The sequence below is a fragment of the Sphingobacterium multivorum genome, from assembly GCF_900457465.1.
In the GTDB taxonomy this organism is placed as follows: Bacteria; Bacteroidota; Bacteroidia; order Sphingobacteriales; family Sphingobacteriaceae; genus Sphingobacterium; species Sphingobacterium multivorum.
Genome location: NZ_UAUU01000008.1, coordinates 102,800 through 119,134 on the forward strand (window position 1 = coordinate 102,800; position 16,335 = coordinate 119,134).

Annotated in this window: 13 protein-coding genes; 9 read left to right on the forward strand and 4 right to left on the reverse strand. The window is 40.6% G+C overall.

The window, feature by feature from the left end; translation table 11 throughout:
* Position 1 precedes the first annotated feature (1 nt).
* The 5 genes from DTA23_RS08875 to DTA23_RS08895 all read left to right on the forward strand — a co-directional run bounded on the left by DTA23_RS08875 (position 2) and on the right by DTA23_RS08895 (position 6,942).
* Positions 2-1,285 (forward strand): glucose-1-phosphate adenylyltransferase, encoded by a 1,284-nt coding sequence (locus tag DTA23_RS08875; protein ID WP_070569746.1) that lies wholly within the window; start codon positions 2-4, stop codon positions 1,283-1,285.
* 164 nt (positions 1,286-1,449) lie between these two features.
* The gene (locus tag DTA23_RS08880) at positions 1,450-2,211 is read left to right on the forward strand and encodes a hypothetical protein (protein WP_139145087.1); all 762 of its coding nucleotides are present in this window, start codon (positions 1,450-1,452) and stop codon (positions 2,209-2,211) included.
* Between the two features lies 1 nt (position 2,212).
* The gene (locus tag DTA23_RS08885) at positions 2,213-2,995 is read left to right on the forward strand and encodes a M90 family metallopeptidase (protein WP_112374467.1); all 783 of its coding nucleotides are present in this window, start codon (positions 2,213-2,215) and stop codon (positions 2,993-2,995) included.
* Positions 2,996-3,124: 129 nt separating this feature from the next.
* Complete coding sequence (locus DTA23_RS08890) at positions 3,125-4,906, forward strand: DUF4091 domain-containing protein (protein WP_204990732.1); 1,782 nt, start codon at positions 3,125-3,127, stop codon at positions 4,904-4,906.
* Positions 4,907-5,208: 302 nt separating this feature from the next.
* Complete coding sequence (locus DTA23_RS08895; protein ID WP_070569752.1) at positions 5,209-6,942, forward strand: thiamine pyrophosphate-dependent enzyme; 1,734 nt, start codon at positions 5,209-5,211, stop codon at positions 6,940-6,942.
* Between the two features lie 153 nt (positions 6,943-7,095).
* On the opposite strand, the gene DTA23_RS08900 is transcribed toward DTA23_RS08895, so the two are convergent.
* Complete coding sequence (locus tag DTA23_RS08900) at positions 7,096-7,284, reverse strand: hypothetical protein (protein WP_112374468.1); 189 nt, start codon at positions 7,282-7,284, stop codon at positions 7,096-7,098.
* Between the two features lie 266 nt (positions 7,285-7,550).
* Here DTA23_RS08900 and DTA23_RS08905 point away from each other — a divergent pair, with 266 nt between their 5' ends.
* Positions 7,551-8,039: a hypothetical protein gene (locus tag DTA23_RS08905; RefSeq protein WP_112374469.1), complete on the forward strand. Its 489-nt coding sequence runs from the start codon at positions 7,551-7,553 to the stop codon at positions 8,037-8,039.
* Here the strand turns inward: DTA23_RS08905 and DTA23_RS08910 are convergent.
* Positions 8,013-8,405 (reverse strand): diacylglycerol kinase family protein, encoded by a 393-nt coding sequence (locus tag DTA23_RS08910; RefSeq protein WP_070569758.1) that lies wholly within the window; start codon positions 8,403-8,405, stop codon positions 8,013-8,015. The two genes, DTA23_RS08905 and DTA23_RS08910, sit on opposite strands and share 27 nt — an antisense overlap.
* Before the next feature lie 203 nt (positions 8,406-8,608).
* On the opposite strand from DTA23_RS08910, the gene DTA23_RS08915 reads away from it, so the two are divergent.
* On the forward strand, positions 8,609-9,787 hold the full coding sequence (locus tag DTA23_RS08915; protein ID WP_112374470.1) for a MalY/PatB family protein: 1,179 nt from the start codon (positions 8,609-8,611) through the stop codon (positions 9,785-9,787).
* A 162-nt stretch (positions 9,788-9,949) separates the two neighbouring features.
* Here the strand turns inward: DTA23_RS08915 and DTA23_RS08920 are convergent, their stop codons facing one another.
* Positions 9,950-12,112 carry a S46 family peptidase gene (locus DTA23_RS08920; protein WP_112374471.1) on the reverse strand — a complete coding sequence of 721 codons (2,163 nt, stop codon included), beginning with the start codon at positions 12,110-12,112 and terminating at the stop codon, positions 9,950-9,952.
* A gap of 226 nt (positions 12,113-12,338) precedes the next feature.
* On the opposite strand from DTA23_RS08920, the gene DTA23_RS08925 reads away from it, so the two are divergent.
* Positions 12,339-13,277: a hydrogen peroxide-inducible genes activator gene (locus DTA23_RS08925; protein WP_046675858.1), complete on the forward strand. Its 939-nt coding sequence runs from the start codon at positions 12,339-12,341 to the stop codon at positions 13,275-13,277.
* Positions 13,278-13,283: 6 nt separating this feature from the next.
* Positions 13,284-15,083 carry a chloride channel protein gene (locus DTA23_RS08930; protein ID WP_070569765.1) on the forward strand — a complete coding sequence of 600 codons (1,800 nt, stop codon included), beginning with the start codon at positions 13,284-13,286 and terminating at the stop codon, positions 15,081-15,083.
* An 89-nt stretch (positions 15,084-15,172) separates the two neighbouring features.
* Here DTA23_RS08930 and DTA23_RS08935 read toward each other — a convergent pair whose 3' ends face one another.
* Positions 15,173-15,763 (reverse strand): riboflavin synthase, encoded by a 591-nt coding sequence (locus tag DTA23_RS08935; protein ID WP_046675860.1) that lies wholly within the window; start codon positions 15,761-15,763, stop codon positions 15,173-15,175.
* Positions 15,764-16,335: the final 572 nt, after the last annotated feature.

A 16,335-nucleotide genomic window follows, 5' to 3' on the forward strand; every position in this document is an offset into this window, starting at 1 on the left:
TATGTCACGTCATAATGTAGTAGCTATCGTCTTGGGCGGAGGAAGGGGCTCACGTCTGTATCCATTGACCGATCAACGGTCTAAGCCAGCAGTTCCCATTGCCGGGAAATATCGCTTGGTGGACATTCCCATCTCGAATTGTCTTAATTCGGGTTTTAACAAGATTTTTGTGTTGACACAATTCAATTCTTCGTCGCTCAACTCCCACATTAAGAATACCTACAACTTTAGTATTTTTAGCAAGGGCTTTGTCGATATTCTGGCTGCTGAACAGACCAACGATGGCGACAAATGGTTCGAGGGTACGGCCGATGCCGTGCGACGATCGTTTCGGAAGCTGGCGAGTATTGATTATGACTATGTACTGATTTTATCAGGGGATCAGCTATATCAAATGGATTTTGATGCGCTGGTTGACTTCCACGTCGAAAACGAAGGCGACCTGACCATTGCGACTATACCAGTAAACGCCAAAGATGCCACCGGTTTTGGTATACTGAAATCGGATGAAAAGAATCATATCACCTCTTTTATCGAGAAGCCGAATAGCGAGCAGCTGGTAGACTGGAGTTCAGAAGTGAGTGATCATTTAAAGGGTGAGGGCAGAGAATTCCTGGCCTCTATGGGTATTTATGTTTTTTCAAAAGGCGTCCTGAAACGTATGCTTGAAGAGAATCGCGGAATGGATTTTGGTAAAGAAATTATTCCCGATGCCATTGATACAAGTCGGGTGCTTAGCTATCAATTTGAGGGCTATTGGACAGACATCGGTACCATAGGGTCTTTCTATGAAGCCAACATTGGTTTGACCGATAATATTCCGGCCTTCAATCTGTTTGATAAAAATACGGTTTTCACCCGTCCAAGGATGTTGCCGCCTTCTAAGATTTCGGGTACAACATTAATCAATTCGGTCATTTCGGATGGCTGTATTATCCAAGCTGATAAAATAGACCGTTCCGTCGTGGGCGTTCGTTCACGGATTGGTACAGGATCTGTTGTGCGCGGTACTTATATGATGGGATCAGATTATTATGAGGATCTCGTCGATATGGAGGAAGCAAAGCGTAAAAATATACCTGTGGTCGGTGTTGGAGAACGGTGTTATATTGAGAATGCTATTTTGGATAAAAATTGTCGTATCGGCAACGATGTCCGGATCAATGGTGGACCTCATTTGCTGAACGCCAATCACCCCACCTATACCATTTGTGACGGCATTGTTGTCATCAAAAAAAATGCTGTAATTCCAAATGGAACAACAATAGGATTGACAAGCTTATAAAATTTATAGAACAAGGGAGATAATATATTGTTATCATTTCATGTTATTCATATAAAAGTATCTTGAAAAGTAATTACCTGAAGTCAAAATTTGCCTAATACCGGCAAATTAACGTCAGATGGTATTGTCTTTGCTAGCAAAGAATAGATATTATAATGAATAGTATGCGATTGAGACAGATTATCTCCCTTTGTTTTGTGTTGTTTGTTCTTTTGGGCTGCCAAACGTCATTGATGGTTCAAGGTACAGGTGTCTTGCGTGATGCCTCACGAAAATTCGAGCTTCGCCATGGCGATCGATCAGTCGTTTATATTCCAATGCGGCATCTGGGTACGAGGGTGTACTATGATCAAATTCAGCGCGCTGTAGATTCCCTCCAACGTTCGGGCTATGTTGTTTTTTATGAAAGTATCGCCTATCAGGTGGATAGTGCGGCACAACGTGATCTGTATGACCGCAAATTTAGAAAACTTACAGGCAATCGGCTCGGGCTGCAGCAATGTATTGAAATACCGGGCGATACCTCCCGGGTTCTTCGGGCGCCCATGTACCGTAAACTGGGGCAACGAATCATCAGTCAGCCCGATTATTCCTTTTTCCTGGTGAATTATGAAACGGCGGTGAATGCGGATATTCCCAAAAATAAATTGCTTGACGAGTTTGAATACCTGTATGGTACGATCAAACTGGATGATTGTGATTACAAAACACCGCTCCAAGAACCTTATTCCTGTAAACCGATCAAAGCAGCCTTAAAGAACAAATTTGATAAAGAATTTGTCATGAAAAAAAGGGAAGAAAACCTGGCATCATTAGTTGCTGACGCCCCACAGCAAAAGATTTTAATCTTATTCGGAACCTCACATTTTAAAGGCTTTTTGCGTAATTTGCAGGCTCGGGATCCCAAATGGATACAGATCAACTAATATGTTAGGAAAACTATTTATTATACTGCTTATACCAGTAACCATTTATGTTGTTTATTACCTGTTAAATCGTACGGCCAAAAACAGCAAAGCCATTAAACGTGTATTAAGCGACGAAGGAAAGGAAATTCTGGAAAAAGAAGTTGCCTATTACCGCAATCTGTCCAATGCGGATAAAATGGAATTTGAAACCCGCTGTTTAAAATTTTTGGATACAGTCAAAATTGAAGGTGTGGGCGTAGCGGTTGAGCTGAAAGATTATATGATGATTGCCGCCAGTGCAATTATCCCAATATTTGCCTTTAAGAAATGGACTTATCCCAATTTGACCAATATTATGGTTTATCCTTCCCAGTTCAATACAGCGTATGAATTTGAAGGCCATGCTGACCGAAATATAATGGGAATGGTAGGTGAGGGAGCCATGAACGGACAAATGATATTGTCCAAATCGGCATTGGAGTATGGTTTTAGGAACCCAAAAGATGGACAGAATACAGCGATACATGAATTTGTACACTTGATCGATAAAACCGATGGTACTGTGGATGGCATTCCAACACATCTGATGGATAAAGCTTCAGTCATTCCTTTTATGAATCTGATACGGGAAGAGATTGCCAAAATAAAGGCGAATAAATCTGATATTGATGTCTATGGCATGACCAATCCAGCCGAGTTTTTTGCAGTTGCGTCTGAATATTTCTTTGAGGACCCAGCGAAATTCAAGACCCATCATCCTGAACTGTATAAAGCACTTTCTGAAATTTTTGAACAAAGTTAGTTATAGATAAATAAAATTTTACTATTTTTAAGGCAAACAGAAGTTGTTTGCCTTTTTTCTGCGAGCACCCTGCTCCTGGGCTGGAAAGAAGATCATCGCTTCGCTAAAGTTTTGTTAATTATAACTGTTATGCCTAAAACTACAATTTATTCTTCTATTGCCCTGGCTTGTATGCTATTTTGCGGCAGTAATCCGGGATTTTCCCAGCAGCGTTTTGCTACAGGGACAACATTTACTGAAATGGCCGATCCGACAAAGGATACGTTATCCAACTGGTCGAATGTTAAAGCCGGCCTACATGCTTCGTTTGTATCGATAGACAAACGTTACCCCAAATCTGTCAATCCAAATCTGACAACACAACGTACGGCGACTGTAGATGCCTGGAAAGGTGAACAAGTATCGGCGCAAGTATTGTTATGGACCAGTGCTGCCACAGCGCATGTCGCTGTATCAGCAAGTGAATTAAAATCTACAACAGGCAAGGTGATTGGCAGCGATGCGGTACAAGCGCGTTTTGTTCGTTATGTCATGACTGATGAATTTGCAAGTGGCTGTGGCCATCGTAAGCCAGAAGATTTTAAAGCTTCTCTTTCGGCAGATATGTTGGATGATCTCAAAAGCTATGACCTTGAAGCGAAGAAAGTCCGTCCTGTATGGATTACCGTAAAGGTTCCCAAGGAAGCTGCCGCAGGACAATATAAAACGACAATTTCGGTTCAGCAAAATGGCAAGGTGAAAGAGCAATTACAGCTTATCGTCAATGTTCAAAATCATGTGCTGCCGCCATCGTCGCAGTGGACTTATCATTTGGACCAATGGCAGCATCCTTCTGCTGTGGCTCGGGTCAATAATGTGAAGATGTGGAGCGATGAACATTTTGAAGCGTTGAAGCCGACCATGAAACAGCTTGCAGCTGCTGGGCAAAAAGTGATTACAGCGACTTTAAATAAGGATGCGTGGAACGTACAGACCTATGATCCCTATGCGGATATGATCACCTGGAAGAAAGCAAAAGACGGTTCCTGGGTTTATGATTATTCTGTTTTTGATCGATGGGTAAACTTTATGATGGATCTAGGGGTCAACAAACAGATCAATTGCTATTCGCTTTTACCATGGAACAACGAGGTACATTATTTCGATGAGAGCAAAAATGAACTGGTCAATGTGATTGCAAAACCCGGTACAGCAATATTTGAGGAGCTATGGACGCCTTTCTTAAAGGATTTTAGTAAGCATATTACCGCAAAGGGCTGGTTAAAGATTACCAATATTGCGATGGATGAAAGAGGCCGGGAAGAAATGGATCCAGCGATCGCCTTATTGGAAAAAGTAGCGCCCGAATTTGGTGTTGCATTTGCTGATAATCACAAAAGCTACCAACGCTATCATAAGAGTACAGATATCAGCGTCGCCGCTGGCGATCCTTTTGATCAGAACGATCTTATTGAGCGACGTAAAAAAGGATATATCACGACATTTTATGTGTGCTGTTCGGACGAATTTCCAAATCAATTTACGTTCTCGGATCCAGCAGAATCCACCTATATGGCTTGGTATGCGCTGGCGGCAGGTTTCGATGGGGCACTGCGTTGGGCATTCAACTCCTGGGTGAAGGATCCACTGCATGATTCAAGGTTCCGTACGTGGCCGGCAGGAGACACCTATATTGTTTATCCGCAAGGAAGAAGCTCTATCCGTTACGAGCGTATGTTGGAAGGTATTCAGGATTATACCAAAGTCGGCATTCTGAAAGCCAAGTTGGAGAAGTCAAAAGATCAAGCCAACCTAGCGAAGCTAAATGCAAAAATTGCAAAATTAAATACCGCTAAACGCTATGCGGACTGGAATAAAGATCTCAATGATGCAAAGCGTTTTGTCGATGAGTTGTCGCGACAAATCAACTAAGGATTTATCCAAGCTATCATTTTAAAAAAGCTGTTTCAATGAATTTGAAACAGCTTTTTTTGTTGAATACAATTTCTTTTTATTTCAAGTATAGCGAATTGTTGGCTTTAATTTGAGCTCAGTGTATACCTGCTCCCAATTGAGGCTGTTATTGCACATTCGACCAGATTATACGCTTGGGAAACGACAGACCTGTTCAGCTAATGTCCCAAACCATTACGCTACATTATTGTTGTTATTAAATAGCGGCAATATAATTTGCACGATGCCGCTATCACAAAATCTTAAATTATAGTATAAGTATGAAAAATGTAGCACACCAGATTGTGGGTCTTTTAAAGGATGCGGGAATTCAGCGTATTTATGCCGTAACGGGCGATAGTTTAAATTTTTTCAACGAAGCTGTTCATGCAGATGGAACGATGCAATGGATACATGTCAGGCATGAGGAAGTGGGGGCGTTTGCTGCAACGGCAGAAGCTGATTTGCACGGGATCGCTTGTTGTGCGGGAAGCAGTGGGCCTGGGCATGTGCATCTGATCAATGGTGTTTATGAAGCACACAAGACTCGTGTACCCATGCTTGTGATCGCATCAACATGTGCTACCTACGAATTTGGAACCGATTATTTTCAAGAAACCAATCCAATCAAGCTGTTTGATGATTGTTCTTGCTACAACCAAATGATCACTCGGCCGGAGCAGGTGCAACGTATGGTGCAAAATGCATTACAACAGGCTATCTCTAAACGGGATGTTGCAGTTATCGGCCTACCTGGTGATGTATCAGAAATGGAAGCGGTTCAAATGAATACTTCAACGAAGGTGTTTTTTACCGAGCCGCAAATTAGACCTTCGGAGATGGAAATTGGGCGATTGGCACAATATATCAATCAAGCAGAAAAGATAACCTTGTTCTGTGGTGTGGGGGCCAAGAAAGCACAGCAGCAAATTGTAGCATTATCACAAAAGATCCATGCGCCAGTAGGTTATTCATTTAAAGCAAAGTTGGATATCCAACGCGACAATCCCAATGAAATCGGGATGACAGGACTTCTAGGAATGGCTTCAGCATTTCAAAGTATGCATCATTCCGATCTTATTTTACTTTTAGGGACTGATTTTCCTTACAAGGATTTTATACCGACCAACAAAACCATTATCCAGATTGATATTGAAGGTGAAAAGCTAGGGCGTAGATCCATCGTAGACTATGGGCTTGTTGGCGATATTGAGCATACCTTAAAAGCGGTATTGCCCTTTGTAGAAGCGCGTTCGGATACGAAATTTCTGGAGAAGCAGCTTGCTTCTTATGAAAAGGTCAAGGAAGATCTCATGACGTATGTGGAGGATTCAGGCAGCGAATGCGCAATACAGCCAGAATTTGTCGCTCATACCATTGATCAGAAAGCCAATGATGATGCGATTTTCTTGCTTGATACCGGGATGTGCTGTGTTTGGGGAGCACGTTATATTAATCAGCGAAAGGATCGAATCATGCTGGGGTCTTTCAATCATGGTTCTATGGCTAATGCCATGCCAATGGCTATTGGAGCTGCATTGACACATCCTGAGCGCCAGGTTATTGCTTTTTGTGGCGATGGAGGCCTATCCATGTTGTTGGGGGATCTGGCAACAATAAAACAATATAACTTACCGATCAAAATCATCGTCTTCAACAATCGTGCACTTGGTATGGTTAAATTGGAGATGCAGGTATCAGGTCTTAAAGATCAGGAAACTAATATGGTCAATCCAGATTTTGCGATGATCGCCCAGGCGATGGGCATACGTGCATTTACGGTGACTCAACCCCAGGAGGTGGATGGTGTTATCCATGAGGCTTTTGGGATTGTCGATGAGCCTGTCCTAATTGATCTATATACCAATCCCAATGCATTGGCTATGCCACCAAAGATATCCTTCAGTCAAATGAAAGGGATGACAGAAAGTATGGCAAAATTAATGTTGTCGGGTAATTTCGAAGAGGTGTGGGATACCATTAAGTCTAATTATAAACATTTGAAATCGCTTTGATCCCTTGTGACGGCGAATTATTGAATATATTAAAAGCCCCAAAAAGCATAAAGCAGAGGGGCTTATTTTGTGTTAAAAGTGACTTGAATGTGTGGCGGTCAGACCATAAGAGGCTGATCGGCGGATAGTCGAAAATTGAAGGAAAATGTTATCTCAACATTGACGTTGAACAAACCAAAGGCTTTTAAGTAATTCTTCTTTACAGCGTCTGAGTTTTTCAATTTTGGATTCGGAAGGAATCGTAACTTGCTCTTTAACAATAATAGCCAAGTCTGTTTCAATGGACAATTTTGTGAGTGATGTACATCCACTATCAAATTTCTTAAAGCTTACATCTTTCATACTAATATTGGTTAAGAATTCCTGAATTTTATAATGTACAATTTACTAATAAAAATTAGCTTTACAATAAGCCTACGATAATTTTATTGTTACTAAATTGTTTATTTTTAATAGCTTATATCGTGCTAAAATAGTAGACTGCTATCTAACTTATAAACAATATTCGCTTGCTTTTTGTTTTTTGAATTTGAAAATTTTAAATGGTAGTTATTTAAAACAAAAATTCTTTTGAATTGCTATCTATACGATCAAACAAAAAATAGACGATGAGAATAATCAATTTCGGATTTATAGCGTTGCTGTGTTGTGCTGGCTGCCATCAGGAACAAAAAAAACAAGTTACTTCAACGAAACGCAATGATACTGTTCAAACTACTCAACCGTTGGATACCGCGGGGTTTCTTAGTGGAAAGAGTACATATCAGTACCTTAAAAATGGCGATACCATTTCACTGTCAATCACTGTTGATGGAGAAAAGGTACAGGGTGATCTTAGCTATGCCTGGAAGGAAAAAGATCGTAATAGCGGACATATTGATGGTGTATTGAAGGGGGACATTTTAACGGCCGATTATACTTTTTCTTCTGAGGGACAGGAATCGGTCCGCCAGGTGATATTTAAATTATCTAAAGCTCGTGCAATGGAAGGTTATGGTGCGATGAAGGAGAAAGCTGGAAAAATGTCTTTTGTTGATCCGAAGAAGATTGCATTTGATGAGAAATTCGCGTTAGAAAATGTAACGAAGGGCCAATGAGATCAGCTTGGGGGTAAAAATTAATAGGCCGATCAATAGCGCGGTGATGCTGCTTATCATCACTGCCGCTGCGGCGACATCTTTCATCTTTTTGATGTTTGGGTTATGTTCTGGACAGATAAAGTCAGCCATATTTTCCAATGCAGTATTTAACAACTCACAGACGAATACAAAACCAATGGCAAAGAGTACAGCAATCCATTCGTGGGTACTGATGTGAAGCACAACGGATAGCAGTATGGCCATAATGGCCGCTATACAATGCACCCTGAAATTATGTTCTTCCTGCCAGGCTGTTTTCAACCCACTGAAAGCATAGTGAAAACTCTTTAATCTGGCACGGAATGAAAAGTTGTTTTTGGCCATAGTTGTTATGCTATTTTCTGTAAAGATAGCGCTTTCTGCTTATCCAGGTATACTGGATTTTTTTATTGCATGTTGTCTATTATGTCCGCGAGTTTTGTTATGTATATTAGCCTTCACTAAGTAATTTATCGTGCGATCTGAACCCCCTTTTACTTTATCATATTTTTTTTGCAAATGCCTCCTAATTTTAATTAAATTGCTGTATGATCTATAATTTTGACAAAACGATTGTTCGTCGTGGTACCGATTCGGTCAAATGGAATCAACATGATTATGCCGATTTGATTCCACTCTGGGTTGCGGATATGGACTTTCCAGCAGCACAACCAGTCGTGGATGCACTTGCGCAACGGGTTCAACATGCGGTATATGGTTATGCTACGATTCCAGCTGCTTTTTACAGCGCAGTGATGAGCTGGTCCTCACGGCGACATAAATTTGTACTTCAACCGGAATGGATACTTCCAGTTATCGGTGTGGTACCGGCGCTTTCGGCTTTGGTTAGCGCATTGACATCACCCGGAGATAAGGTTTTGGTGCAAGAACCTGTATATCATTGTTTTTTTTCTTCCATAGAACGCAATCAAGCCCAGGTGGTTTCCAATGACCTGATTTATCGTAATGGCGAGTATACGATCGATTTTGAGGATTTTGAGCATAAAGCAAGTGATCCGAAAGTCAAGTTATTTATTTTATGTAGCCCACATAACCCGGCTGGGCGAGTTTGGACCCGAGCTGAGCTTGAACGTCTTGGTGAAATCTGTTTGCGACACCAAGTTTTAGTCATTTCGGATGAAATTCACTGCGATCTGGTATTTGAAGGCTATACACATATTCCTTTTGGAAGTATCAGTGCAGCCTTTTTGGCGAATTCGATTACCTGTGTAGCACCGAGTAAAACCTTTAATTTGGCGGGATTGCAGGTCGCTACAGTCCTCGTGGCCGATCCTGAACTCAAGAGGAAGGTGCAACAGGCTTTCTTAGCTAATGAGATCAGTAGCATTAGCCCCTTTGCCATTACGGGCTTGATCGCTGCGTATGAGTGGGGCGGGGAATGGTTGGATCAGGCTTTAAGCTACATCCATGCAAATTATCTGTATTTGAAAGGCTTTATGAACGAACATCTGCCTGCTTTGCATGTGCTTCCTTTGGAGGGTACTTATCTGGTATGGGTAGATTGCGCCGCTTTGGGGATTTCAAGTCGAAAATTGGGAAAGCTCTTATTGGATGAAGCGCATGTGCAGGTGAATGTAGGTGCGATGTACGGGAAGGGGAGTGATGACTTTATTCGCCTCAACATTGCTTGTTCGAGGGAGGTATTGACAACAGGCTTGTTGCGTTTGAAGACTGTTTTCTCTTCTTTGCTCCAAGGGGCAAAATAGTACGCGAAGCTATTCTGAGTTAGATGAATAGGTTCTGATTTACGGTGAATTCTTCGTTCGCAGTGGCACGCCGCCGGGCGAATCGGAAATAGCGTGGTGAACAAAAAAAAGCCGCTGCATCTCTCGATGCAGCGGCTTTCTTGCGCCTTGTTTTAGACCAGATTAGATACCCATTTCTTTCAGGATAAAATGCGCGTTGTCAATTTTATCGGCAACCCAGAGGACATAACGAATGTCGACTCCGATGGATCTGCTGTAACTCTCGTTCCAAGCGAAATCATTAATTGTTGCGTCGTAAGCACGATCAAAATTTACACCGATTAATTCACCATTGGCATTCATAATTGGAGATCCTGAATTTCCACCTGTGGTATCCATATCATATAGGATATTGACCGGTACGGATCCCAGATCCTTTTGAAGATACGGACCAAAATTTTTGTTGAGGTAAGCTGTCTTGATTTCTTGTGGATAGTCAAATTCTGCTAAACCAAGATTTCCTTTTTGAATAATCCCTTCGATTGTTGTAAACGGTTTCATATAGGTTGCGTCAGCAGGCGAGTAGCCTTTGATGTGCCCGTAAGTCAGACGTAAGGTTGAATTTGCATCAGGAATAAAGTTCTTGGCCTGGAAAATTTCCTTAACGGCGACATAATCGCCCATTAATTTGTTCAGTACCCCTTCACGTCTTTTTTGTTCAGCAGCGAACTGGACAATATCATTGTTCAATTTGCCCTGGAAATCCAATAATTTGTCGTCAAATTTCTGAAGTGCATCGGCATTGGCCAAGACAGTATTTAGTATGTAATTTTGATCGCCAAGTTTACTGTTCTGAATAATCTCTGTTGCAAATTCTTGTGCAGTAGCCGTATTAAATTGCAATTTCTGAATGGAGGCCAATTGATTTTTACCTTGGAATGCAATGGCATCTTCCAACATTCGGGAGAAAATACGCTGATCAGCTTGCTTATTGTAGCTTTCGTAAGTTTCTTTAAGTGCTGTTTTTAACTTTTCAATATTTAAATCGAAAAGCTGTTTGGCCACCTGGGATGATTTTTCCTTGGCTAAGTTGGTTTTCAGAACGTTTAGGTCGCGAGCTACTTTCAATAAGCTTGTGCTGTTGTAAATATTGTTGATCCAAAGTTCCTTAAGGGCATCTTGATCACTGAGCTGATAATAGGCATCAATATCAGCGAGTAGACTTCCATATTTGTTTTTCAATTCGGGTTTACTTAAGATAAACGCTGCCAGTGCTTCGTCTTCTTGTTTTTTTGTCGATAGCAAGTCGATTCCTCGTAAGCCCTTGAGTTTACCACGATAGTTTTTCAATACATTCGCATTACGTTTTATGCGTGTTGCCAAGGACAAGGCGATATCGGTATTGTCTTTTCCTGCTTCCTCCATCTGTTTATTTTGGAAATCATACAGGTTGGATACGTAAGGCAAAAGATATTCCTGTTGATATTGAATATATTGTGCTGGTCTGTGTCGGAATGTTTTTCCGGGATAACCAAGGATAAAGGTGAAATCATTTTCCCGTACCCCATTTGGATTGACTTTAAGGTGTTTTTTGGGCTGGTAAGGAACGTTATCTTTAGAATAAGGTGCAGATTTTCCGTTTTTGCCGACATAAGCTCTCAGAAAAGAATAATCTCCCGTGTGGCGTGGCCATACCCAGTTATCGGTCTCTCCACCAAATTCTCCGATGTTTTGACGTGGAATATAAACTAAACGAACGTCTTCAATTGTTTTATAACGGAATAGGACATAACTTTTGCCGATAAACATTTCCGATACTTCAGCTTTAATCGTTGGATCTTCCTTTTCAGCTTGTTTAACCAGTTCTTGTTGTTTACGTTTGATCGTATTGATACGCTCCACTGGATCGCTGATGTTAGCGACAGCATTTAATATTTTAGCGGAAACATCCTCATAAGAATCGGTAATTCTTATTTTTAATCCTTTTGCCTCAATTTCCTGCTCTTGATTTTGTGCGACAAAACCGTTTTTTAGGTAATTGTTGATTGCTGTACTCGCAAGTTGAACGGCAGAAAAAGCACAATGATGATTGGTAATAATCAGACCACGGTTTGAGACAAACGATCCAGTACATCCACTAACTTGAACCAGGGCATCTACCAGTCCGACCTGGCCAGGATTGTAGATGTCTCTCTCACTGATCTTTAATCCGGCTTTCTTCAATCCAGCTCTATTTAATTCGCTCAATGGAAACATTCCCTCATCAGGATTTGCCTTGCTATAAGGACTGTTTGCCATGGTTAAGAATAAAGCTAGTGCAATTGTCGTACGATTTATAAACTTCATAGGATTTTAACTATCAACTGTTGTAAATCTCCAAATTTAAGAAAAGCATTTCGATGAAATCGATTTTTTATGTGAACTAATGTAACAATAGTGGATATACAGGATCTTTTTGGCAAGGTATTTATTGTATAATAAGCAGGCCAAATACCCCTGTTGACTTTAATTGTAAAGGATTTGACATTGGTTTACGACAGGAATCGTAATTTTGTGCTTTAAAGATAGTAAGATGACCTTAATCCAATTGGAATATATTATAGCTGTTGATACCTACCGAAGTTTTGTTGCAGCTGCAGAAAAATGTTTTGTCACGCAACCTACGTTGAGCATGCAAATACAAAAACTTGAAGAGTCTTTAGGGGCAAAAATCTTTGACCGGAGCCGTCAGCCTGTTGTTCCTACAGAAATCGGCGAGAAAATTATTCTTCAAGCTCGAATGGTATTGACGGAAAGCCGAAAAATCAATGAGATTGTACAGGATAAAAAAGGGGAAATTGAGGGCACGCTAAGGGTCGGTGTTATCCCGACAATCGCACCATATTTACTTCCGAATGTGCTGACCACATTTATGGAAAAATATCCAAAGCTACAATTGCAGATATGGGAATACACGACAGAACGGATTGTGCATGAATTGAAGGTCGGACTTTTGGACTGTGGTGTGCTATCTACTCCTTTAAATGACCCTGGGATTTTGGAGTCGCCCTTATTTTACGAAAATTTTGTCGCCTATATATCCGTCAATAGCCCCCTGTTTCCGAAAAAAATACTGAGTGGCGATGATATTGCCGATGATAAACTTTGGTTGCTCAATGAGGGGCATTGTATGCGTGGGCAGGTACTTAATATTTGTCACCACAAGCACAATCAAGATCTTACGGGAAGATTTGAATATAACACCGGTAGCGTAGAGACCTTAAAACGTATGGTCGATATCAACGATGGCATCACCATATTGCCTGAATTGTCGATTTGGGATTATTCCGACGAACAATTGGATCGTATCCGTTATTTCAAATCACCAGAACCGGTACGTGAGATATCATTGGTGACCACACAGAACTATGTGAAGAGACAGGCCATCCAGGCGCTGGAAAGAGAAATATTGGCCGTAGTACCCGATAAATTCAAAACAAAAAAGAAGAAGGAAGTGTTGAGCTTTCAATAGAACGATATGGGAAACCTCAAAAGACGTTTTTTTAAAAAAATAGACCAGATCAATCAATGGCGGATGAAGAAAGTTTCAAATCGGAACTTTATCATTATACTCGCATTTTTGGTTGGAATTGTCGGTGGTATTATGGCATCTGTACTGAAAAGATTAACCCATTTTATTGCAACGACAATACAAGATGATATCGACTGGAAAGTAAAATACTCAGTTTACTTAATTTTTCCATTGATCGGAATATTGCTCAGCGTGTTTTTTGTTCGCAAATTTCTAAAAGGGAAGAAGATGGAACATGGGATTACACCCATTATCTATGCCATCAGTCGGAAAGGCAGCCGATTGGATCCCAGTAATATTTATTCTCAGGTAGTGACCTCAGCTATAACCGTTGGCTTTGGCGGTTCCTGTGGTTTGGAAGCACCAGTTGCTTTGGGCGGGTCTTCTATCGGTTCTAATATCGCCCGTTTTTTTGGACTGCAGTATAAGGAAGTTACCATGTTATTGGCTTGCGGTGCAGCAGCAGGAATTTCAGGTGCATTCAACAGCCCTTTGGCCGGAATGATCTTTGCCATCGAGATTTTGCTTCCAGAATTTTCAATTCCCGTGTTCATTCCTTTGCTGATCTCATCAGCATTAGCTTCTGTTGTCTCTCGTGTGCTTTATAATGAACCCTTATTCAGTACATTCAATTCCGACTGGCAGGTTTCGGCCTTAATATTTTACCTCTTGTTGGCCGTGTTGATTGGGCTTTATACGATTTACTTTGCACGTGTTTCCAGAAGTGTGGGTAAATGGTTTTCTAAGATTAAGAATCCCTATAATAAAGTCTGGGTCAGTGGAATTGCTTTAGGTCTGATGATTTTTGTATTCCCGGCACTGTATGGCGAGGGCTATATTACCATTCAGCAGATTCTGAATGGTCAGTTTAACTCGATTGTTAAGAACAGTTTGTTTTCAGACTATAAAGATATGGGATTAGTCGTCCTGGGTTATACGATATTGACTTTATTTGGAAAGTCCCTTGCCGCATTATTTACTTTAAATGGCGGTGGAAATGGTGGTGTATTTGGACCAAGTTTAGTCATGGGCGGATTATTAGGATTTGCATTTTCGTATGGTGTAAACTTAACCGGAATAGCCGAGTTAAATGTGCCAAATTTTGTGGTTGCGGGGATGGCCGGTGCGTTGAGCGGCATTATGCATGCGCCGTTGACGGGCATATTTTTGATTGCTGAAGTGACCGGAGGTTATACGTTAATGGTTCCATTGATGTTGGTTTGTTCCATTTCTTATTTGATTAATCGAGCCGTGCTAAAGCATTCCATTTACACCAAGGTATTGGCCGAGTCTGGCGATCTGATTTCTTATGAAGATAAGGATCGATCCGTGTTAAGTATGATGCGGATTAAATATGTATTGGAAACTAATTTTGTGATCTTACGCCCTGACGAAACACCAAAAGGTCGACAAACAGACATCATCCATAGTAAACGCAATATCTTTCCCGTGGTTGATTATGAGGGCAAATTTATGGGACTTCTTTATAGTGAGTTTCTATTTTCAGTCTTATTGGGCGAAGTGGATGGGGGAGATACCACCTTTGAGAAATTAGCGCAGAAGCCAAATGATACCGTTGGGATCAACGAAAACATGGAAATCGTGATGGCTAAAATGAATAAGGACGATACGTGGATACTTCCGGTTTTAGGGGACGAAAATAAATATATGGGCTTTGTTTCCAAATCGAGTGTATTCAATAAATATCGCGCATTACTGATCCGTCAGGGGCACTATTTGGAATAAATCAAGTATACAGTTAGGACCCGGAATAAAGCGTGTAAGGATGAACTTCCTTGGATTACCTTTAAACCCAAGGAAGAACAGTGAATTTTTTAAGCGCGCAAAGCCATTATCTTCGTGACATATTTCCCGATGATATCAAACTCCAAGTTGACTGTGCTCCCCACTTCAACCTGCTGCAAGTTGGTATGCTCTAACGTATATGGAATGATGGCAACGGAGAACTGATCGTCTTTAGAATCGACTACTGTCAAGCTGATACCATTTACGGTAATGGATCCTTTTTCTACGGTGATATTTTGTTTGGAAACATCATATTGAAAGGTGAAAATAAAACTACCATTTTCATCTTTCTTTTGGATACAACGCGCAGTCTGATCTACATGTCCCTGAACGATATGTCCATCAAATCTTCCGCCTGCCAAAGTACAGCGTTCCAGATTGATCAGATCGCCCACCTTTAACTGAGCCAGATTTGTCTTCTGTAGCGTTTCGTCAATTGCTGTCACTTTATGGAGATCATTGTTTAATCCTACTACAGTAAGACAAACGCCATTATGACTAACGCTTTGGTCTATTTTAAGTTCATTGGAAATAGCAGAACTGACGTAAAAATGGATATTACTTTTCTCCTGTTCGATATTTTCTATTTTTCCTAAGGTTTCTATGATTCCAGTAAACATGTTATTTTATTTTTGATTGTTTCCAAAGTTACTAAATAAAAATATGAAATATGATTGTTAAGGTCGCACAAATACTGTCGCGATAAGTCAGGCGTATGCTAGTTGAAACTGGACTTGATGTTCAAACTAGCAGGATCGTTATAGCGATTGTTAAAAGGATCTTTAAAAAGGGCAATCCATCATTTCGGACCCTGTTTATGCATCCAATTGAACCTGTAAAGAATAAGAGTGCTTGATAAAACGAAGCAAAGGAGTGCTCCCTTATTACATAGTAAATTTAAATAATGCACGAGTTAAATACTGTGGTTGGGAGGCGCTGAGCGAAGCTACCAAAAAAAAAGCTTGTTGAAAAATGCAAAAAGATTGTAGTGTACATTGTACACTTACTATTCCTTTTGTGATTGCTATGCTAAAACAAATTTATGGGAGTTGAAAAAAAATATAACAAAATTTTTGTTTATATCATTTGAAGCACTATCTTTGTCCTAGGTTTAGGTTGATTGCCTCTTACAAAGAGGTATTTATAAAAGCTTAGCAGGTCGCCCGACCGAATGCTAAGCTTTTTTTTGTTT

Excerpts from the sequence above, each read along its gene's own strand:
- DTA23_RS08875 (WP_070569746.1), top strand. The coding sequence starts at position 2 with ATGTCACGTCATAATGTAGTAGCTATCGTCTTGGGCGGAGGAAGGGGC.
- DTA23_RS08880 (WP_139145087.1), top strand. The coding sequence starts at position 1,450 with ATGCGATTGAGACAGATTATCTCCCTTTGTTTTGTGTTGTTTGTTCTT.
- DTA23_RS08885 (WP_112374467.1), top strand. The coding sequence starts at position 2,213 with ATGTTAGGAAAACTATTTATTATACTGCTTATACCAGTAACCATTTAT.
- DTA23_RS08890 (WP_204990732.1), top strand. The coding sequence starts at position 3,125 with ATGCCTAAAACTACAATTTATTCTTCTATTGCCCTGGCTTGTATGCTA.
- DTA23_RS08895 (WP_070569752.1), top strand. The coding sequence starts at position 5,209 with ATGAAAAATGTAGCACACCAGATTGTGGGTCTTTTAAAGGATGCGGGA.
- DTA23_RS08900 (WP_112374468.1), bottom strand. The coding sequence starts at position 7,284 with ATGAAAGATGTAAGCTTTAAGAAATTTGATAGTGGATGTACATCACTC.
- DTA23_RS08905 (WP_112374469.1), top strand. The coding sequence starts at position 7,551 with ATGAGAATAATCAATTTCGGATTTATAGCGTTGCTGTGTTGTGCTGGC.
- DTA23_RS08910 (WP_070569758.1), bottom strand. The coding sequence starts at position 8,405 with ATGGCCAAAAACAACTTTTCATTCCGTGCCAGATTAAAGAGTTTTCAC.
- DTA23_RS08915 (WP_112374470.1), top strand. The coding sequence starts at position 8,609 with ATGATCTATAATTTTGACAAAACGATTGTTCGTCGTGGTACCGATTCG.
- DTA23_RS08920 (WP_112374471.1), bottom strand. The coding sequence starts at position 12,112 with ATGAAGTTTATAAATCGTACGACAATTGCACTAGCTTTATTCTTAACC.
- DTA23_RS08925 (WP_046675858.1), top strand. The coding sequence starts at position 12,339 with ATGACCTTAATCCAATTGGAATATATTATAGCTGTTGATACCTACCGA.
- DTA23_RS08930 (WP_070569765.1), top strand. The coding sequence starts at position 13,284 with ATGGGAAACCTCAAAAGACGTTTTTTTAAAAAAATAGACCAGATCAAT.
- DTA23_RS08935 (WP_046675860.1), bottom strand. The coding sequence starts at position 15,763 with ATGTTTACTGGAATCATAGAAACCTTAGGAAAAATAGAAAATATCGAA.